Below are 18,682 nucleotides of genomic sequence, written 5' to 3' on the forward strand. Positions count from 1 at the left end.
CCCGCGGCGGCCGGGCAGAAGTCCCTGCGCGACCCCTCCCGCAACCGCGGCGCACCCCCTACGCTCTCGCCAACATCGTCCTACCGGGCGGTAGCGAGGTCGCCAGGAGGTCCGTGTGGAGGTCCGTAGGAGTGCCGCGCCGTCCGAGCGCCCCGCCCCGTCCCCGACGGCGCCCGGCCTGCGGGCCGGACGGGCCGCGCTCGCCGTCAGCTTCCTGCTCCAGGGCGCCACCTTCGCGCTGCTGGTCACCTGCATCCCGGAGATCCAGCACCGGTACGGGCTGAGCGACGGGCTGCTGCCGGTCTTCCTGGCCGCCGTGCCGATCCTGGCGGGGGTCGGCTCGATCGCCTCCGAGCAGGTGGTCAAGCGCACCGGCGCGCGGGCCGTGCTGCGGGTGGTGCAGCCGGCCGTCTGCCTCGGCCTGGCGGGCGTCGGGCTCGGCGACGCGCTATGGCAACTCGCCCTGGCACTGGGCGCGTTCGGGCTGCTGGTGGGGGCGCTGGACGCCAGTATGAACATGCTCGGAGTGGGCCTGCAGCATCGCTACGGTCGCTCGATCATGATCGGGTTCCACGCCGCGTTCAGCCTCGGCGCCATCGTCGGCGCGGCTCTCGCGGGCCTCGGTTCGCACCTCGACCTCGGACTGCCGGTGCTGTTCGGCACGGCCGCGGCGGTGATCGCCCCGCTCGCGGTGCTCACCGGCACGTTCTTCGCCGGCCCGGCCGAACTCGGCGGCGCCGTCCGGGAGGCCGCCGAGGCCGCCGCCCGGTCCGTCCCCTGGCGGCCGCTGCTGCCACTCTGCGTGGCGATGGCCTTCGCGTACATCGCCGACGCCTCGGTCTCCAACTACAGCGTCAAGTACCTCACCGACGGGCTGGGCAGCCGCGAGGACCTCGCCAAGCTCTCCTACCTCGGCTACATGGTCGCGATGCTGCTCGGCCGCGCCCTGGGCGACCGCGCGGTGCAGCGCTTCGGCGCCGTCCCGGTGGTGCGCGCCGGTGCGGCGCTGGCCGCGCTCGGCTTCGGGGCGGCCGCGGTCGCGCCCGCCGCCTGGGCGGGCATCGCCGGGTTCACCGTGCTGGGCTTCGGCATCTGCGCGATCATCCCGCAGGTCTTCGCGGCCGGCGGCCGGCTCTTCCCGGCCGACTCGGACGCCGCGGTGGCCCGGCTCAACCTCTTCAACTACGTGGGCTTCCTGGTGGGTTCGCCGCTGGTCGGGGCGATCGCCGGCGCGAGCTCGTACCGCTGGGCGCTGCTCGCCCCGATGCTGCTGGTGCTCGCCGTCCTGCCGCTGGCCTACCGCTTCGCCCCGGCACCGGCGCCGGCCCCCGTCCCCGCCCCCGCCGGGTGACGGCGGGGGCAGCGGCCGCCCCGCACCCGCCCCGACGCCCCCGACGCCCCCGATGCCCCCCGACACCGCTCCGGACCCGCCCCGGCGCGGCTGCGAGGCCGCCACCCGCTACGGTGGAGGCCATGCCAGAAGCCGAGCGTGACACCTCCTGCGGCCTGCACCTCTTCTGGGACGAGGCCGTCACCGCCTACGACTTCGGCCCCGGCCACCCGATGGACCCGACCCGACTGGCCCTCACCATGCGCCTGGTCGAGGCGCTCGGTCTGGACGGCGGACCGGGAGTGACCGTCCGGTCCGCGCCGCCCGCGGGCGAGTCCACGCTCCGGCTGGTGCACACCCGGGAGTACGTCGAGGCGGTCAAGCACGCCGGCGCCCACCCCGAGCAGTCCGACCCCCGGCACGGCCTCGGCACCGACGACAACTGGTCCTTCCCCGCCGTCCATTCGGCCTCCGCGCTGATCGCCGGACAGTCGGTGGCCGCCGCCGAGGCGGTCTGGCGCGGCGAGACCCCGCACGCGGTCAACTTCGCCGGCGGGCTGCACCACGCGATGCCCGCCAAGGCCTCCGGCTTCTGCATCTACAACGACCCGGCGCTGGCCATCGCCCGGCTGCTCGAACTCGGTGCCGAGCGGGTCGCCTACGTCGACGTGGACGTCCACCACGGCGACGGCGTCCAGGAGGCCTTCTGGAACGACCCCCGGGTGCTCACCGTCTCCCTGCACGAGCACCCCGCCACGCTGTTCCCGCAGACCGGCTGGCCGACGGAGACCGGCGGCCCGGACGCCCCCGGCTCCGCCGCCAACCTGCCGCTGCCCGCCGGCACCGGCGACGCCGGCTGGCTGCGCGCCTTCCACGCCCTGGTGCCCGAGCTGCTGGAGTCCTTCCGCCCGCAGGTGCTGGTCACCCAGCACGGCGCCGACACCCACCTGGAGGACCCGCTCGCCCACCTCGCCGTCACCGTGGACGCCCAGCGGCTGATCGCCGAGGAGCTGCACGACCTGGCGCACCGGTACGCCGGCGGTCGCTGGGTGGCCACCGGCGGGGGCGGCTACGCGGTGGTCGACGTCGTCCCGCGCACCTGGACCCACCTGGTCGCCACCGCCGCCGGCCGGGCCGTCGACCCGGCCACCGAGACCCCCGAGTCCTGGCGCGCCGAGGTCTACCGCCGCACCCGCCGCCCGGCCCCGCTGCGGATGACCGACGGCGCCCGCCCGGCCTGGCGCGACTTCGACGCGGGATACGATCCGGCCGACCGGCTCGATCAGGCCATCCTCGCCGGCCGCCGCGCGGTGTTCCCCCACCACGGCCTGCTGGCCTGAACCCGCCGCCCGGCCCGGCCCCGGCCGGGCCCCCGCCGGGCCCCCGCCGGGCCGTGCGTACGCCGACCCGTGCGATCCGCCGAGCGGCTACGTACTGCAACAGTCCTATCTCTCACCGTACGAGGACTGCACTTCCCCTCTTCCCACTGGTACCACCCATAACTACTCTGGGGATACACGTGTGCCGGTGGAGTCACCGGAGGGGAAGCCGGTGCCTTGCACACGGGTAAGGGTCGGGTGATGGTCATGAGTTCCGTGGAGCGTCCCCTGCAGGAAGTCGTCTTCCTGACCGTGGCGGAGGTCGCCGCGGTCATGCGGGTGTCCAAGATGACGGTGTACCGGCTGGTGCACAGCGGAGAGCTGCCGGCCATCCGGGTCGGACGGTCCTTCCGGGTGCCCCAGCAGGCGGTGCACGAGTACCTGAAGGAGTCGTACGTACGGCTCGAGAGCGCGTAGCACCGGGGTCGGCGGGGCCGGGTCCGCAGCCGCGGGACCGGCCCCGTTCGCCCCGGATTTCCCACGAGTTTCCCGGTTGCCGGGAGCGCGATTTACAGCCCCGGGCACCCGGACGGTAGGCTAGGCCCTCACGTCAGTCGTATGGACTCCGTCTCTCACGGACGAGAGTCTCAGTGAGCGAGGGTTGTTCCGTGGGCTCTGTCATCAAGAAGCGTCGCAAGCGTATGGCCAAGAAGAAGCACCGCAAGCTTCTGAAGCGGACTCGCGTTCAGCGTCGCAACAAGAAGTAAGCGCCCCCGGCCGCGCCCAGCGCGCCCAGCGCTTCCACCGCCCGCCCGGCCTCCATGGCTGGGCGGGCGGTGTCGTTTCACGGCCCGGTGGGCTGGCGCGGTACGGTGCACGCAGGTCGCTCGGGTCGAGGGAATGGGGTGCAGCACCGTGGGCGTGGTCGTGCTGGTCACCGGCGTGGCACGCCATCTCGGTGCCCGCTTCGCCGCCGAGGTCCGCCGCCGTCCGGGTGTGGACCTGGTCGTCGGCGTGGACGTGCAGCCGCCCCGGCTGCCGGCCGAGGAGCCGCAGGGCCCGGCCGCCCCGTACCGCTTCCACCAGCTCGACCTGCGCCGCCCGGCGGTGTCCCGGGTGCTCGCCGAGCACCGGGTGGACACCGTGGTGCACCTCAGCGTCAGCGCCACCGGGCTGGGCTCCACCAACCGCTCCGCGGTGAAGGAGTCCAACGTCATCGGCACCATGCAGCTGCTCGGCGCCTGTCAGAAGGCGCCCGGGGTGCGCCGGCTGGTGGTGAAGTCCACCACCGGCGTGTACGGCTCCGCGCCCCGCGACCCGGCGGTGTTCAGCGAGCGGATGCAGCCGAAGGACCCGCCCGGCGGCGGCTTCGCCAAGGACGCCTCGGAGGTCGAGGGCTACGTCCGCGGCTTCGCCCGGCGCCGCCCGGACGTCGCGGTGACGGTGCTGCGCTTCGCCAACATCGTCGGCCCGGACGCGGACACACCGCTCAGCGAGTACTTCGCGCTGCCCGTGCTGCCGACCGTCCTCGGCTACGACCCGCGGCTGCAGTTCGTCCACGAGGACGACGCCGTCGCCGTGCTCTGCCGGGCCTCCGGCGAGCCCGAGCCGGGCACCGTCAACACCGGGACCTTCAACGTGGCGGGGGAGGGCGTCCTGCTGCTCTCCCAGTGCGCCCGCCGGCTGGGCCGGCCCACCTTGCCGCTGCTGCTGCCCGCCGTCAGCTGGATGGCCGTACTGGCCCGGCAGACCCGGCTGGTGGACGTCTCGCCGGAGCAGCTGCGGCTGCTCACCCACGGCAGGGTGGTGGACACCGCGCGGTTGCGCGAGACCTTCGGCTACCGCCCGGCCTTCACCACCCCCGAGGCCTTCGCCGACTTCGCCGCCGCGCAGGGCCCCGGCCTGCTGCCGCCCGAGCGGCTGGCCGCCGCCGCCGACCGGCTGACCGCGCTGCTCGGCCCGGAGGGCTCCGCCCCGTCCCGGACCGCCCCCGAACCGAACCGCCCCCGCCGACCGAGGAGCTGAACCGCGATGAACGCCGCAGCCGAGAACGCGCCGGGCGAGGCCAAGGTCATCCCGATCGAGTCCGCCCCCAGCTGGACCTCGCCGGAGGGCCCCGGCCTGGCCGACCGGCTCGCCGGGGCCGTCGGCGGGGCGCTGTCCGGGCCGCTCGGCCCGGCGGCCACCCGGATGTTCGGCAAGGGCTGGGAGGGCCGCGCCGCCGAGGGGCTGGCCTTCCTGCGCCGCCGGGTCACCGGCGACTACGAGGTGGACGAGTTCGGCTTCGACCGGGAGCTCACCGAGGAGGTGCTGCTCTCGCTGCTGCGCCCGCTGGCCGAGAAGTACTTCCGGATCGACGTCCAGGGGGTGGAGAACATCCCGGCCGAGGGCGGCGCGCTGATCGTCGCCAACCACTCCGGGACGATCCCGCTGGACGCGCTGATGACCCAGGTGGTCATCCACGACCACCACCCGAACCGGCGGCACCTGCGGATGCTCGCCGCCGACCTGGTCTTCGTGCTCCCCGGCATCAACGAGCTGGCCCGCAAGGCCGGCCACACCCTGGCCTGCAACGAGGACGCTCAGGCGCTGCTGGAGCGCGGCGAGGTGGTCGGGGTCTGGCCGGAGGGCTTCAAGGGCATCGGCAAGCCGTTCGCCGAGCGCTACAAGCTCAAGCGGTTCGGCCGCGGCGGCTTCGTGGCCTCGGCGCTGCGCGCGAAGGTGCCGATCGTGCCGTGCTCGATCGTCGGGGCGGAGGAGACCTACCCGATGATCGGCAACGTGAAGACGCTGGCCCGGCTGCTGGGCCTGCCGTACGTGCCGATCACGCCGACCTTCCCCTGGCTGGGCCCGCTCGGGATGCTGCCGCTGCCGACCAAGTGGACGATCCGCTTCGGCGAGCCGATCGCCACCGACCGGTACCCGGCGGAGGCCGCGGACGACCCGATGCTGGTCTTCGACCTGGCCGACGAGGTGCGCGAGACCATCCAGCACACGCTGTACCAGCTGCTGGTGCAGCGGCGTTCGGTGTTCTTCTGACCGTCCTTCCGACCGTCGCGGCACAGCCTGCTCCTGCAGACGCGAAGAGGGCCCGGCGGATATCGCACTCCGCCGGGCCCTCGTCCTACCCCGGTCAGCCGCCGAGGATCCTGAGCCCGGGCAGCAGGCCCGGGGCCAGCGGGGGCACCTCGACGCCCTGCTGCGGGGCGCCGTCCGTGCCGCCGGGAGTCCCGGACGGCTTCGGCGCCTGCGGCGGGGCCGCGTCGGCGCTGGGCGAGGGCTTGGTGCCGGTGAGTCCGCTGGTGAGGTCGCCGACCAGCCCGTTGACGGCGTCCGGGGCGCTGGTGGGCAGGGTGCTCGGCAGCCCGGCCCCCTTGCCGCCGCTGCCGGTCGCACCGGCGCCGGGGTTGGCCGGGGCGTGGTCGCCGGCACCGGGGCGGTTGCCGCCGGTGGCGCCGCCGCCCGGGGCCTGCCCGGCGCCGGAGCCGGCGGCCGGGGAACCGCCGGTCGATTCGGACGAGCCGCCGCCCGCTCCGGGGCCGGCCGTGCCACCGCTCTTGGCGGGGGGCTGGACCAGCCGCAGGGGCGCGACGTCCTCGCTTATGGCGTCGAAGAGCTGGTTCACCAGGTCGGCCTGCTGGGTGAGTTGGACGGGCAGCTTGCCCTGCAGCTCGCTCCAGCGGCTGTCCTCGTCGTGGGCGAATCCGGCCAGCGCGCGCATCGGGTCGAGCGAGCCGTTGCTGCGGTAGACCGAGCGCAGCAGCTCGCGGCCCTTGAGCGCGTCGGTGTGCATGTCGTCCAGGGCGCGGCGGACCTGCTCGACGGTGGCCGGGCTGAGCCCGCCCGCCGGGCCGGTGCGGCCGACCAGGGTCTTGGCCTCGCCGAGCCTGGTCGCGGCGTTGTCCAGCAGCAGTTCGCCGCGCTCGGAGTCGGATCCCGCGAAGTCCAGGCGGAGCCCTTCGAGGCCGCGCTTCAGCCCGTACAGCGTGTCCCCGGGCAGCGCGTTGGTACTCGCGGCGGCGGCACCGGCCAGGCTGCCGACGGCGAGCCCGGCGACGAGTCCTCCGATTGCGAACCGCCGGCTCCAGCGGCCGCGCGGCGCCGTCCGGATCGCCCGGTGGCGGCGCTGGCGAGGCACCGCGGCGCCCGTTCCGCCGGCGAAGGCCTGCTCGAACGCGGCCATCAGCTGGGCGCGTTGGACCGTCCGGACCTCGCGGTCCAGCACCGGTCCGGGCAGCGCTCCCAGCGCGTCGGTCAGGCCGACCAGTTCGGTCATCGCGGCCGAACCGGCGCCGGTGCCGGCGGTGTTGGCCGATTTCGCGTCGGCCGCGGCGCGTTGCTCCGTCCGGTGGGCCTCCAGCGCCTCGGCGAAGGCCTTCGCCCGCCGGTGCTCAAGCACGTTTGCCGTCACGGGCCACACCTCCCTTCGTCGTTGTCGACACCCCGGCCTGCCGGACGGTTGCCCCGGCGGGCCAAAGCCACTCCATCGGGTGACAGGTCGCAATTGGGCTTGACCGTACGCCTGGTGGGGGCTTGCACGTTGGCCAACGATCGGTACGGGCTGTCGGTTACGCACGGCTGATCATCGGATCGACCGTTCACTCTGACGTGTCGGTCGGGCGCGGACGGTGACGGCCGGCCGGGCGGCCGTGCGGCTATGCCCCCCTCGGTCACGGCCGGCTCACCGCGCGTCGGGCGGGAGCAGCCGCGCCAGGGTGCGCACGGCGCGGTACTGGAGGGTCTTGATGGCGCCCTCGTTCTTGCCCATGATCCGGGCCGTCTCGGCGACCGAAAGGCCCTGCAGGAACCGCAGGGTGACGCACTCCTGCTGCTGCGGGTTGAGCCGGCGCACCGCGTCCAGCAGGGCGGCGTTCGAGAGCGACTCCAGCACCGACTCCTCCGGGCTGCGCTCGCACTCGTTGGAGTCGAGCATCTCGCCGGTGGTGACCTCCAGCCGGAAGCGGCTGGACTTGAAGTGGTCGGCGACCAGGTTGCGCGCGATGGTGACCAGCCAGGCGCCGAAGTCCCGGCCCTGCCAGGTGAAGGTGCCGATCCGGCGCAGTGCGCGCAGGAACGTCTCGCTGGTGAGGTCCTCGGCCGTGGCCCGGCTGCCGACCCGGTAGTAGATGTACCGGTAGACGGTGTCCGCGTAGTGGTCGTAGAGCCGGCCGAAGGCCTCGCTCTCGCCGGCCTGGGCCCGCTCGACCAGCTCCATGATCGGGTTGTGCTCGGTCTCGTAGCCGGGCCCGGTCGTCGTCCGGGCCCGGCCGCGCCCGACGCCGGTGGTGCCGGTGCGGCCGCGCGAGCCGGTGCCGGCCGAGCCGGCCGCGGTGGTGCGCAGCGTCAGGCCGCCACCGTGCTGGCCGGGGCCGTACGCGGGGCCGAACGATCCGCCGGCGGGCGCGAGTTGGGGCGACGTGGCGAGCTGGCTGCGGAGCAGGCTGCGCAGCAGGTCCAGGCCGGGGGAGATCTGCCGCTCGGCGGTGGGGCGGCCGCGGTGGGCGGCGCGGGGGCGCAGGGGCGCGGACGACGGGCGGGAGGGTGCAGGCGCGTCGTTCCGGACGGGTGGGTACACGGGACTCCCAGAGGCAGAACTGTGGACGGATCACCTCCGCCTGCGCGGAGAGCACGCCCCGAAGCGTCCGTTCGAGCGGGACGTGTGGTGACGTGCATCCAGGAGAGAATAACGCTTTGTGCAATGACAGCTACACCGTGTGGTTGAAGTGGTCGTTTGAGATCCATTTGTTGCGCATATTCGGCTGACACTGACTGGAGCTGTCATCGTTCATCCGGCTCAACGTGATCGAACAGGTGCCCAGGGTGACCAATTCGGCGGTCCGGCGGGCGGTTTCCCAGCCTTGGGGTTCGGCAACCCCCGACTTTCCCGGCCTGGCGAACGATCAGAACCGGTCAACAGGTGGCACGTTCGCACATCAGGCCCGGACTTCCCTGCGGTGGAAGGGAGTTCGCCCAGAAGAGCGGCCAGGTCAGGGCCCCGGTTGACGTCCGCTCACCCGCACGGGCGAACCCGCCGGGTGAGCCCGCGCGAGCGCCGGTGACGGCTCCGGCGAAGGGAATTCAGGCGTGGCGGCGACGGCGGTACAGCGCCACCCCGGCGGCCGTCGCGCCGGCCAGTACGCCGACCGCGGCCGCCGCCGGCAGCCCCACCCGGGCCGCCTTCCGCCCGGTGCGGAAGTCCCGCACCCGCCACCCCTGGGCCCGGGCGTGGCGGCGCAGCGCGCCGTCCGGGTTCACCACGTACGGGTGGCCGACCAGCGAGAGCATCGGGATGTCGTTGGCGGAGTCGCTGTACGCGGCGCAGCGGTCGAGGTCGAGGCGCTCGCGGCGGGCCAGCGCGCGGACGGCGGCGGCCTTGGCCGGGCCGTGCAGCATGTCGCCGACCAGCCGGCCGGTGTAGTGGCCGTCCCGGGCCTCGGCGACGGTGCCGAGCGCGCCGGTCATGCCGAGCCGCCGGGCGATGATCCGGGCCACCTCCAGTGGGGCGGCGGTGACCAGCCAGACCCGCTGCCCGGCGTCCAGGTGCATCTGGACCAGGGCGCGGGTGCCAGGCCAGATCTTGTCCGCGACGACCTTCTCGAAGATCTCCTCGCAGATCTCCTCCAGGTCGGCGGTGCGCTTGCCCGCGACGATGCCGAGGGCGGTGTGCTTGGCGTCCGAGATGTGGTCCGGGTCCTCGGCGCCGTGCAGCCGGAACCAGGCCTGCTGCCAGGCGAAGCGGGAGATGTCGCGGCGGGTGAGGAAGCCGTGGCGGTAGAGGCCGACGCCGAGGTAGAAGATCGCGGCGCCGCGCAGGATGGTGTTGTCGCAGTCGAAGAAGGCGGCGGCGCGGGGGTCGTCCCGGTCCGGGGTGTGGTTCTCGGCCGGGGCCTTGGGGGCCTTCCCGGGCTTCGCCGCGGTCGGCGCGTCCTCGGCGGGGGCGGGCCGGGGCTCCGGCTCGGCGCGCAGCGCGGCCTCGGCCGCCTCGGCAGCAGCCTCGCCGGCCAGGGCGCTCCGCTCGCTGGTGGAACGTCTTGCCTGGGTGAGCCTTCGGAGCACGGCCATGGCATCGAGCATAGCCAGCCGGGCGCGGAGCGGCCGTGACGGAGCCGTGCCCGGGAGGTGAACACCTCACCGAGCGCCGGCACCGGGTCCGAGCGCCCCGGGGGCGGGCGGACGCATGAGGGGGGCGCAGAATGGGGCGGTGAGTCCACTGCTGCGACGTAAGAGCCCCGAGCCCGCGGGTCGGACCGTGACCCTGGTCGGCAAGCCCGGCTGCCACCTGTGCGACGAGGCCCGCGAGGTGATCGTCCGGGTGGCGGGCGAGCTGGGGGCGTCCTTCGAGGAGAAGGACATCACCCAGGACGAGGAGCTGTACCGCCGCTACTGGGAGCAGATCCCGGTGACCCTGATCGACGGCCGTCAGCACGACTTCTGGCGGGTCGACGAGCGCCGGCTGCGCACCGCCCTGGGCGGCTGACCGGCCCCCTGCGCGGGCATCGCCGCCCCCGCCACTCGGCGGGGGCGCTTCGCCGAATCGTTGCCAAAGACACTCCGTTTCGGCTTGGGGCGGGGCGGGTTGGTCGGCTTACGATCGAACGCGTTTGCGCCCATGGGGGGCTGAGCACACGAGGAGTGCCGCCATGCTTCCCGGTCCGACCACAGGGATGCCTGAAGCCCCGTCCGGGGCCGGGGGCTTCGCCGTGGTGGACGTCGAGGCGACCGGCCGCAGCCCGTGGCGGCACCGGGTGGTCGAGGTCGCGGTCGTGCTGCTCGACGAGCGGCTGCGCCCCGAGGGTGAGTTCGCCACCCTGCTGGACCCGCTGGGCCCGGTCGGCCCGACCCATGTGCACCGGATACGCCAGAGCGACGTCGAGGGCGCCCCGCGCTTCCGGGAGATCGCCCCGCGGCTGCTGGAGCTGCTGGCCGGCCGGGTGCTGGTCGGCCACCACGTCAGCTGCGACCACGCCTTCCTGGACCGAGAGTTCGCCCGGATCGGGGTGCCGCTGCCGCCCGTCCCGCTGCTGTGCACGATGCGGCTGGCCCGCGCCCACCTGCCGGAGGCCCGCAGCCACGGCCTGGCGGCCTGCGTGGAGGCGGCGGGCCTCGGCTGGTACCCGGCGCACACCGCGCTGGGCGACGCCCGGGTGACCGCCGAGCTGCTGCGGCACTGCCTGGGTGCCCCGTCCTGTCCGCCGGACGATTGGATCGGCCCGCTGCGGGAAGCCGCCCGGGTGCCCTGGCCGCGACTGGGCCGGGCCCGCTCCCGCCCGTCCGGGGGGCCCGTCCCGCTGCTGCGCCGGGAGGCCTCGTACGGTCCGTGGCTGCCAGGTGCCCAGGCCCCGGAGGTGGTGCTCAACCAGGCCGGTGCTATGGGTTCGACGGCGTGATGCGCATCACTGTGCGGGGACAAATCGGACACCATCTTTGTGCACACGTTCACAAACGCATAGCCTGGCTGCCAAAGCCCAGCTTCACCCACAGGAGCACCGTGGCAATCGGCCGATCACCACAGAGCAGTTCGCAGACGCCCGACCAGGGCGCCGCGCGCCGACCCTCGCGTGCCCGGGGCATCCCGGAGGCGACCGTCGCGCGCCTCCCCCTCTACCTGCGGGCCCTCACCGCGCTCTCCGAGCGCTCGGTGCCGACCGTCTCCTCCGAGGAGCTGGCCGCCGCGGCCGGCGTGAACTCGGCCAAGCTCCGCAAGGACTTCTCCTACCTCGGCTCCTACGGCACCCGCGGTGTCGGCTACGACGTCGAGTACCTCGTCTACCAGATCTCCCGCGAGCTCGGGCTGACCCAGGACTGGCCGGTCGTCATCGTCGGCATCGGCAACCTCGGCCACGCCCTCGCCAACTACGGCGGCTTCGCCTCCCGCGGCTTCCGGGTGGCCGCCCTGCTCGACGCCGACCCGAACGTGGTCGGCACCAGTGCGGCCGGCCTGCCGGTGCGCCACATGGACGAGCTGGAGTCGATCGTCGAGAGCCAGCACGTCTCCATCGGTGTGATCACCACCCCGCCCGGCGCCGCCCAGCAGGTGTGCGACCGACTGGTCGAGGCCGGCGTCACCAGCATCCTGAACTTCGCCCCGACCGTGCTGACCGTCCCGGACGGCGTGGACGTGCGCAAGGTGGACCTCTCCATCGAGCTGCAGATCCTGGCCTTCCACGAGCAGCGCAAGGCCGGCGAGGAGCCGGACGACCGTTCCGAGTCGGTGCTCGACCGCGCCCCCGGCCCGGTCCGGGCGGCCGCCGCCAAGCTGCGCCGTGCGGCCGGAGGCAGCGGCAAGGGCCGCGGCGGCGCGGAGCCGGCCGCCAAGGACCAGGCCGAGCAGGCCAAGGGAAAGTCCGCCAAGGGCGGCGACGGGGATCTCTCCGCGGTGATGCCCGCATGAACACCGAGAGCTGTGGGGGGCGGGCATGAGCCTTCTCGTCGTAGGGCTGAGCCATCGCACGGCCCCGGTCGGCGTGCTGGAGCGCGCCGCGCTGACCGGCGGGGTGCCGACCCGGCTGCTGCACGACGCGGCCGCCACCGCGACCGTCGCCGAGGCCGCGCTGCTGAACACCTGCAACCGGATCGAGCTGTACGCCGACGTGGACAAGTTCCACGCCGGCGTCGCCGAGCTGTCGCTGCTGCTGGCCCACCACAGCGGGGTGGACCTGGAGGAGCTGACCTCCCACCTGTACGTTCACTACGAGGACCGCGCCGTCCACCACCTGTTCTCGGTGGCCTGCGGCCTGGACTCGATGGTGGTCGGCGAGGGCCAGATCCTCGGCCAGCTGCGCGACGCCCTGGCCAAGGCCCAGGAGGAGCACACCGCCGGGCGCGGCCTGAACGAGCTGTTCCAGCAGGCGCTGCGGGTCGGCAAGCGGGCGCACAGCGAGACCGGCATCGACAAGGCCGGCCAGTCGCTGGTCACCTTCGGCCTGGAGCAGGTCGCCGCGGGCGCGGGCGAGATCGCCGGAAAGCGCGCGCTGGTGGTCGGCGCCGGCTCGATGAGCTCGCTGGCCGCCGCCACCCTGGTCCGCTCCGGCGTGACCGACCTGCTGATCGCCAACCGGACCCTCGCCCGCGCTGAGCGGCTGGTCGAGATCCTCGGCCCGGACGTCGCCCGCACCCTGGACCTCGCCAAGGTGCCGGAGGCGCTCGCCGACGTGGACCTGGTGATCTCCTGCACCGGCGCGGCCGGCGTGGTGATCAAGACCGAGGACGTGGCCGCCGCCGTCGCCACCCGTACGGCCGCGCAGCCGTTGGCCCTGCTCGACCTCGCCATGCCGCGCGACGTCGACCACGCCGCGCACGAGCTGGACGGCGCCCTGCTGGTCGACCTGGAGAGCCTCTCCCACGCGCACGCCGCCACTCCCGGCGCCGGCGACGTCGACCAGGTCACCCGGATCGTCGCCGAGGAGGTCAGCGCCTTCGGTGCCGCCCAGCGGGCCGCCCGGATCGCCCCGACCGTGGTCGCGCTGCGCTCGATGGCCTCCGACGTGGTCGCCGCCGAGCTCGGCCGGCTGGAGTCCCGACTGCCCGACCTCGACGAGCGCTCCCGCGCGGAGATCGGCCAGACCGTCCGCCGGGTCGTCGACAAGCTGCTGCACGCCCCGACCGTCCGGGTGAAGCAGCTGGCCGCCGAGCCCGGCGGCGCCTCCTACGCGGAGGCCCTGCGCGAGCTGTTCGACCTCGACCCGGCAGCCGTGCACGCCGTGTCCGGCACGCCCGTCGGCGGCGCGCCCCAGCCCTCCGCCGGGGGCACCAGATGAACCGTCAGCCATCCCACGAGTACCACCGGGACGATCACCCCATGAATGGTCAACCGATCACGGAGCAGCCCTCGGCCACCGCAGCCCTGCGGCTCGGCACCCGGCGCAGCGCCCTCGCCATGGCCCAGTCGGGCATGGTGGCCCGCGAGGTGACCAGGGTCACCGGGCGCCCCGTCGAGCTGGTCGAGATCACCACCTACGGCGACACCTCCCGCGAGGCGCTGGCGCAGATCGGCGGCACCGGCGTGTTCGTCTCCGCGCTGCGGGACGCGCTGCTGGAAGGCCGGATCGACTTCGCCGTGCACTCGCTCAAGGACCTGCCCACCGCCGCCCCCGCGGGCCTGGTGCTGGCCGCCGTCCCCGAGCGCGAGGACGTCCGGGACGCCCTGGTCGCGGCCGAGGGCCTGAACCTGGAAGAGCTGGTGGAGAAGCTGGCCGGCGCCGGGCGCACGGCCCGGATCGGCACCGGCTCCCCCCGCCGGATGGCCCAGCTGAACGCCTGGGCCACCGCCCGCGGCGACCGGCTGGAGACCGTCGCGATCCGCGGCAACGTGGACACCCGGATCGGCTACGTGACCGGCGGCGAGCTGGACGCGGTGGTGCTGGCGACGGCCGGCCTGAACCGGCTCGGCCGCAGCGCCGAGATCTCCCAGCACCTCGACCCCGAGCTGATGACCCCGGCCCCCGGCCAGGGCGCGCTCGCGATCGAGTGCACCGCCGCCGATACGGAACTGACCGCTGCGCTCGCGGCCCTGGACCACGCCCCCACCCGGGTCGCCGTGGCCGCCGAGCGCGCCCTGCTGGCCGCCCTGGAGGCCGGCTGCTCGGCACCGGTGGCCGCGCTGGCCACCTGGGGCCGGGAGAACGAACTGCGGCTGGACGGCGTCGTCGGCGATCCCGACGGCTCCGCCCTGCTGAAGATGTCCGCCAACGGTCCGATCGTCCTCGACGAGACCGCCGAGCAGCGGGCGGCGGCCCTGGGCCGCGCGCTGGCTGACCGGCTGCTCGACGGGGGCGCGGCCACCCTGATGGGGGAGCGAGCCCGATGAGCCCCACCGCCGCCACCGACGCCCTGTTCCCCGCCGGGCAGCCCGCCACCGGACGGTGCACCTTCCTGGGCGCGGGCCCCGGGGACCCGGGCCTGCTGACCCTGCGCGCGGTCGAGGTGCTGTCCACGGCCGACGTCCTGGTCGCCGACCCGCTGACCGCCGCCGCCGTGCGCAGCCACTGTCCGGCCACCGTGCAGGTGCACACCCCGGCCGCCGAGGGCACCGACTTCGACCTGGCCAAGCTGGTCGTCGAGGCCGTCCGCTCGGGCAAGCACGTGGTCCGCACCGTCGACGGCGACCCGGGCCTGGACGGCTGCGCCGCCGAGGAGATGCTCAGCTGCGCGGGCGACGGGATCCCCTTCGAGGTGATCCCGGGCGTCGCCCAGTCGGTCGGCGTCCCGGCGTACGCGGGCGTCCCGCTGCGCCCCGGCGCCGGCACCGACGTGCGCTTCGTGGACGGTGCCCAGCTCCTGGCCGGCGGTCCGGTGGACCTGGGCGCGTCGGAGACCACCCTCGTGGTCCGCACCACCCTGGGCCAGCTGCCGGCCACCGCGTCCGCCCTGGTCTCCAACGGCCGCAAGCCGGAGTCCGCGCTCAGCGCGACGCTCTCCGGCACCACCACCCGGCAGCGGACCTTCACCTCCACCCTGTCCGGCATCGCGGCCGACCTGAAGGCCGCCCGGGTGCTGCCCTCGCCGGTCTCCGCCCCGGTCGACCCGGCCACCTCGGTGATAGCCGTGGTGGGCGAGCAGGTCGCCCACCGGGCCTCGCACTCGTGGTTCGAGACCAAGCCGCTGTTCGGCTGGAACGTCCTCGTGCCGCGCACCAAGGAGCAGGCCACCGGCCTGTCCGAGCAGCTGCGCTCGTACGGCGCGGTGCCGCAGGAGGTGCCGACCATCGCGGTCGAGCCGCCGCGCACCCCGCAGCAGATGGAGCGGGCCATCAAGGGCCTGGTCACCGGCCGCTACGAGTGGATCGCCTTCACCTCGGTGAACGCGGTGCGCGCGGTCCGGGAGAAGTTCGAGGAGTACGGCCTGGACGCCCGTGCGTTCGCCGGGATCAAGGTCGCGGCGGTCGGCGAGACCACCGCGCAGGCCCTGGTGGACTTCGGCGTGAAGCCGGACCTGGTGCCCTCCGGCGAGCAGTCCGCCGCCGGTCTGCTGGAGGACTGGCCGCCGTACGACCCGGTCTTCGACCCGATCGACCGGGTGCTGCTGCCGCGCGCCGACATCGCCACCGAGACCCTGGTGGCCGGCCTGGTCGAGCTGGGCTGGGAGGTCGACGACGTGACGGCGTACCGGACGGTGCGCGCCTCGCCGCCGCCGGCCGAGACCCGTGAGGCGATCAAGGGCGGCGGCTTCGACGCGGTGCTGTTCACCTCGTCCTCGACCGTCCGGAACCTGGTCGGCATCGCGGGCAAGCCGCACAACGTCACGGTCATCGCCTGTATCGGCCCGGCCACCGCCAAGACCGCCGAGGAGCACGGCCTGCGGGTCGACGTGATGGCCCCGGCGCCGTCGGCGGCCGCGCTGGCCCAGGCGCTGGCAGACTTCGGTGCCAAGCGCCGTGACACCGCGACGGCCGCCGGCGAGCCGGTCTACCGGCCCAGCGAGCGCCGTCCGGGTTCCCGCCGCAAGGCTCGCTGAGAACCCCAACTATGGTGCTGGGGGCGGCGGTTCGTCGCCCCCAGCACTGCACAACCGTTCGGAGAGAGAAGCCGTGTCCGCTGAATTCCCGTACGTTCGCCCCCGCCGGCTGCGCCAGAGCCCGGCGATGCGCCGCCTGGTGGCCGAGACCCGGCTGCACCCGGCGGAGCTGATCCTGCCGCTGTTCGTCCGCGAGGGCGTCAGCGAGCCCGTCCCGGTCACCTCGATGCCGGGCGTGGTCCAGCACACCCGGGACACCCTGCGCAAGGCCGTCGTGGAGGCGGCCGAGGCGGGCCTGGGCGGCGTCATGCTGTTCGGCGTCCCGGAGGTGCAGGACGCGACCGGCAGCGAGGGCACCAACCCGGACGGCATCCTGCAGCAGGCGATCCGGGACGTGGTCTCCGAGGTCGGCGACTCCCTCGTGGTCATGTCGGACCTCTGCCTGGACGAGTACACCGACCACGGCCACTGCGGTGTGCTCGCCGCCGACGGCAGCGTGGACAACGACGCCACCCTGGAGCGCTACGCCGAGATGGCCCGGGTGCAGGCCGACGCCGGCGTCCACCTGGTCGGCCCCTCCGGCATGATGGACGGCCAGATCGCCGTCATCCGGCGGGCGCTGGACGAGGCCGGGCACCAGGACGTCGGCATCCTCGCCTACACCGCCAAGTACGCCTCGGCCTTCTACGGTCCGTTCCGCGAGGCCGTCGGCTCCTCGCTCAAGGGCGACCGCAAGAGCTACCAGCAGGACCCGGCGAACGCCCGCGAGGCGCTGCGCGAGCTGGAGCAGGACCTCGCCGAGGGCGCGGACATGGTGATGGTCAAGCCGGCCATGGCCTACCTGGACATCCTGCGCCAGGTCGCCGACGCCTCCCCGGTGCCGGTCTCCGCGTACCAGGTGTCCGGCGAGTACGCGATGGTCGAGGCGGCCGCCGCGAACGGCTGGATCGACCGGGAGCGCATGATCATGGAGACGCTCACCTCGATCCGCCGCGCGGGCGCCGAGCAGATCCTCACCTACTGGGCGCTCGAAGCCGCCGCGATGCTGAAGTAGGGCCGAGCGGGCACCACTCGTGCGGAAGGCCGGGCCGCACCCCACGGGGTGCGGCCCGGCCTTCCGGCTGCTAGTGCCAGCCCTTGACGTGGGCGAAGCCCTCGCCGCCGCCGATGATGTCGGTGGAGGTGGCGGCCACGGCACCGAAACCGCCCGCGGCGGTGTCCGTGGTGTGGGCGATGCCGAAGCCCTCGGCCGCCAGGAACGGCTCGTCGGCGGTGGCGACGAACGTACCGCCGCCGACCAGGCCGACGTGGGCGAAGGCCGGGGTGGCGACACCCGCGAGCGCCAGCGCGGCGGTGGCGGTCAGCGCGGCCTTGGCCAGCGTGCTCTTCATGGATCTGCCCTCTCTCTGGGAGCGCCCGGTCGGACGCTCTGACACGTGTTCACATCCGGTCGTCCGGCCCGGCGCCCCACGCGCCGGGCCGGACGACCGGCCACCCGGCCGGTCCGCGCTGTGGCGTCCGGTCGGACACTTCGTCCGCCAAGCCCGGAGGGCCCGGGGAGACCTTCCTCCCCGGGCCCTCCGTCCGTGCCATGCCCCTTGATCAGCCGATCAGGTGCGAGATGCCCGCGTCGCCCGAGGACTGGGTGTTCTGGCCGACGTTGCAGATCTGCTTCGGGGCGCTGTTCAGGATCGGCACCTCGATCGGAACCGCGGCGCCGGCGGCGGTGATGGCGATGTTGTGGATCTCCGGCAGGCAGATGTTCGGGTTGTCCAGGGTGTGGAAGTTCGGGCTGCCGTTGCCGTGGGTGCCGGTCTGGTTGGTGCCGCCGTTGCCCTGGACCGTGGTGGCGGCGCCGTCCGAGTCGGCGATGGCGGAGGCCGAGCCGGCGGACATCGCGAGGGCGGCGGCGGCCAGGCCGGCGGCGGCGAGGGACTTCTTGATCATTTCCGGTTTTCCTCTCGGGGGTGAATCGGGGAGCGATTCGAAGGTGGATCAGAGGGGGGGTGGTGCAGGGGAGCTGAACGGAGCGTCAGCCGATCAGGTGGGACACGCCCGCGTCGCCGTGGCTCTGGGTGCCCTGGCCCTGGGTGCAGTACTGCCGACCACCGCTGTTGGCGATCGGGACCTCGACCGGAATGGCCAGACCGACCCCGCTCACGGCGATGTTGTGGATCTCGGGGAGGCAGATGTTCGCGTTGTCCAGGAAGTGGAAGTTCGGGCTGTTGTTCCCGACCGTCCCGGTGAAGTTGGTGCCGCCGTTGCCCTCGATGGAGGCGGCGGCGCCGTCCGCGTCACCGATGGCCGAGGCGGGCGCGGCGGCGGCGGCCAGCGCGGCGACGGCCAGGCCGGCAGCGGCGAAGGACTTCTGGATCATGGGGAGATCCCTCTCTGAAATGCTCTTGGATTCCTTGCGTACAACGCGTAGAACGCTCAGACCCGGTCTGCAGTCACTGACGTCCAGATCAAAGAATGACGGCACGGAAGGTTACGGGGATTTTTGAAAAGAATCCGGGAGGCGCGTCGACGGATGGTTTCCGGTCGGATTATTAGGCCGAATTGGTTAACCGCCGCAATCCGC

Annotated in this window: 19 protein-coding genes; 13 read left to right on the forward strand and 6 right to left on the reverse strand. The window is 73.8% G+C overall.

The genetic code is table 11. The features are described 5' to 3' along the window. The first annotated feature begins 178 nt into the window (after window positions 1–178). From ACZ3TI_RS00955 to ACZ3TI_RS00980, 6 genes are all read left to right on the forward strand, one after another. Window positions 179–1,351 (forward strand): MFS transporter, encoded by a 1,173-nt coding sequence (locus ACZ3TI_RS00955; RefSeq protein ID WP_465722493.1) that lies wholly within the window; start codon window positions 179–181, stop codon window positions 1,349–1,351. Window positions 1,352–1,473: 122 nt separating this feature from the next. Beyond that, window positions 1,474–2,670: an acetoin utilization protein AcuC gene (locus tag ACZ3TI_RS00960; protein WP_465721970.1), complete on the forward strand. Its 1,197-nt coding sequence runs from the start codon at window positions 1,474–1,476 to the stop codon at window positions 2,668–2,670. 246 nt (window positions 2,671–2,916) lie between these two features. Next, window positions 2,917–3,126: a helix-turn-helix domain-containing protein gene (locus ACZ3TI_RS00965; protein WP_045699258.1), complete on the forward strand. Its 210-nt coding sequence runs from the start codon at window positions 2,917–2,919 to the stop codon at window positions 3,124–3,126. 191 nt (window positions 3,127–3,317) lie between these two features. Beyond that, entirely contained in the window at window positions 3,318–3,416 is a 99-nt protein-coding gene (locus ACZ3TI_RS00970; protein WP_003948845.1) for a 30S ribosomal protein bS22, read from the forward strand. A 148-nt stretch (window positions 3,417–3,564) separates the two neighbouring features. Beyond that, window positions 3,565–4,674, forward strand: a complete 1,110-nt coding sequence (locus tag ACZ3TI_RS00975; RefSeq protein WP_465722494.1) for an NAD-dependent epimerase/dehydratase family protein — start codon at window positions 3,565–3,567, stop codon at window positions 4,672–4,674. A 6-nt stretch (window positions 4,675–4,680) separates the two neighbouring features. Then, window positions 4,681–5,688, forward strand: a complete 1,008-nt coding sequence (locus tag ACZ3TI_RS00980; RefSeq protein ID WP_465721972.1) for a lysophospholipid acyltransferase family protein — start codon at window positions 4,681–4,683, stop codon at window positions 5,686–5,688. Between the two features lie 94 nt (window positions 5,689–5,782). Here ACZ3TI_RS00980 and ACZ3TI_RS00985 read toward each other — a convergent pair whose 3' ends face one another. The 3 genes from ACZ3TI_RS00985 to ACZ3TI_RS00995 all read right to left on the reverse strand — a co-directional run bounded on the left by ACZ3TI_RS00985 (window position 5,783) and on the right by ACZ3TI_RS00995 (window position 9,711). Next, a complete protein-coding gene (locus ACZ3TI_RS00985) occupies window positions 5,783–7,060 on the reverse strand; it encodes a DUF5667 domain-containing protein (protein ID WP_465721974.1) in 1,278 nt (425 codons plus the stop codon). 270 nt (window positions 7,061–7,330) lie between these two features. Then, on the reverse strand, window positions 7,331–8,119 hold the full coding sequence (locus tag ACZ3TI_RS00990) for an ECF subfamily RNA polymerase sigma factor, BldN family (protein ID WP_465722495.1): 789 nt from the start codon (window positions 8,117–8,119) through the stop codon (window positions 7,331–7,333). 608 nt (window positions 8,120–8,727) lie between these two features. Further along, entirely contained in the window at window positions 8,728–9,711 is a 984-nt protein-coding gene (locus ACZ3TI_RS00995; protein ID WP_465721976.1) for an HAD family hydrolase, read from the reverse strand. Between the two features lie 115 nt (window positions 9,712–9,826). Between ACZ3TI_RS00995 and ACZ3TI_RS01000 the strand changes: the two genes are divergently transcribed. The 7 genes from ACZ3TI_RS01000 (at window position 9,827) to hemB (ending at window position 17,155) form a co-directional block, all read left to right on the forward strand. After that, window positions 9,827–10,126 (forward strand): glutaredoxin family protein, encoded by a 300-nt coding sequence (locus tag ACZ3TI_RS01000; protein WP_465721978.1) that lies wholly within the window; start codon window positions 9,827–9,829, stop codon window positions 10,124–10,126. A gap of 187 nt (window positions 10,127–10,313) precedes the next feature. After that, window positions 10,314–11,036, forward strand: coding sequence for a 3'-5' exonuclease (locus tag ACZ3TI_RS01005; RefSeq protein WP_465721980.1), 723 nt, complete (start codon window positions 10,314–10,316; stop codon window positions 11,034–11,036). Between the two features lie 107 nt (window positions 11,037–11,143). Next, a complete protein-coding gene (locus ACZ3TI_RS01010) occupies window positions 11,144–12,040 on the forward strand; it encodes a redox-sensing transcriptional repressor Rex (protein WP_465722496.1) in 897 nt (298 codons plus the stop codon). Window positions 12,041–12,065: 25 nt separating this feature from the next. Continuing rightward, window positions 12,066–13,406 carry a glutamyl-tRNA reductase gene (locus ACZ3TI_RS01015; RefSeq protein ID WP_465721982.1) on the forward strand — a complete coding sequence of 447 codons (1,341 nt, stop codon included), beginning with the start codon at window positions 12,066–12,068 and terminating at the stop codon, window positions 13,404–13,406. A 41-nt stretch (window positions 13,407–13,447) separates the two neighbouring features. Next, window positions 13,448–14,455 (forward strand): hydroxymethylbilane synthase, encoded by a 1,008-nt coding sequence (hemC, locus tag ACZ3TI_RS01020; protein ID WP_465721984.1) that lies wholly within the window; start codon window positions 13,448–13,450, stop codon window positions 14,453–14,455. Beyond that, the gene (locus ACZ3TI_RS01025; protein ID WP_465721986.1) at window positions 14,452–16,101 is read left to right on the forward strand and encodes a bifunctional uroporphyrinogen-III C-methyltransferase/uroporphyrinogen-III synthase; all 1,650 of its coding nucleotides are present in this window, start codon (window positions 14,452–14,454) and stop codon (window positions 16,099–16,101) included. The genes hemC and ACZ3TI_RS01025 overlap by 4 nt, the downstream gene beginning before the upstream one ends. 73 nt (window positions 16,102–16,174) lie before the next feature. Then, window positions 16,175–17,155, forward strand: coding sequence for a porphobilinogen synthase (gene hemB, locus ACZ3TI_RS01030; protein ID WP_465721987.1), 981 nt, complete (start codon window positions 16,175–16,177; stop codon window positions 17,153–17,155). 70 nt (window positions 17,156–17,225) lie between these two features. Here hemB and ACZ3TI_RS01035 read toward each other — a convergent pair whose 3' ends face one another. The 3 genes from ACZ3TI_RS01035 to ACZ3TI_RS01045 all read right to left on the reverse strand — a co-directional run bounded on the left by ACZ3TI_RS01035 (window position 17,226) and on the right by ACZ3TI_RS01045 (window position 18,478). Continuing rightward, window positions 17,226–17,492, reverse strand: coding sequence for a hypothetical protein (locus ACZ3TI_RS01035; RefSeq protein WP_465721989.1), 267 nt, complete (start codon window positions 17,490–17,492; stop codon window positions 17,226–17,228). A gap of 211 nt (window positions 17,493–17,703) precedes the next feature. Further along, entirely contained in the window at window positions 17,704–18,048 is a 345-nt protein-coding gene (locus ACZ3TI_RS01040; RefSeq protein WP_465721990.1) for a rodlet layer protein, read from the reverse strand. Between the two features lie 85 nt (window positions 18,049–18,133). Then, window positions 18,134–18,478 (reverse strand): rodlet layer protein, encoded by a 345-nt coding sequence (locus ACZ3TI_RS01045; RefSeq protein WP_465721992.1) that lies wholly within the window; start codon window positions 18,476–18,478, stop codon window positions 18,134–18,136. Between the last annotated feature and the right edge of the window lie 204 nt (window positions 18,479–18,682).

It is taken from the genome of Kitasatospora sp. NPDC023120, assembly GCF_055560835.1.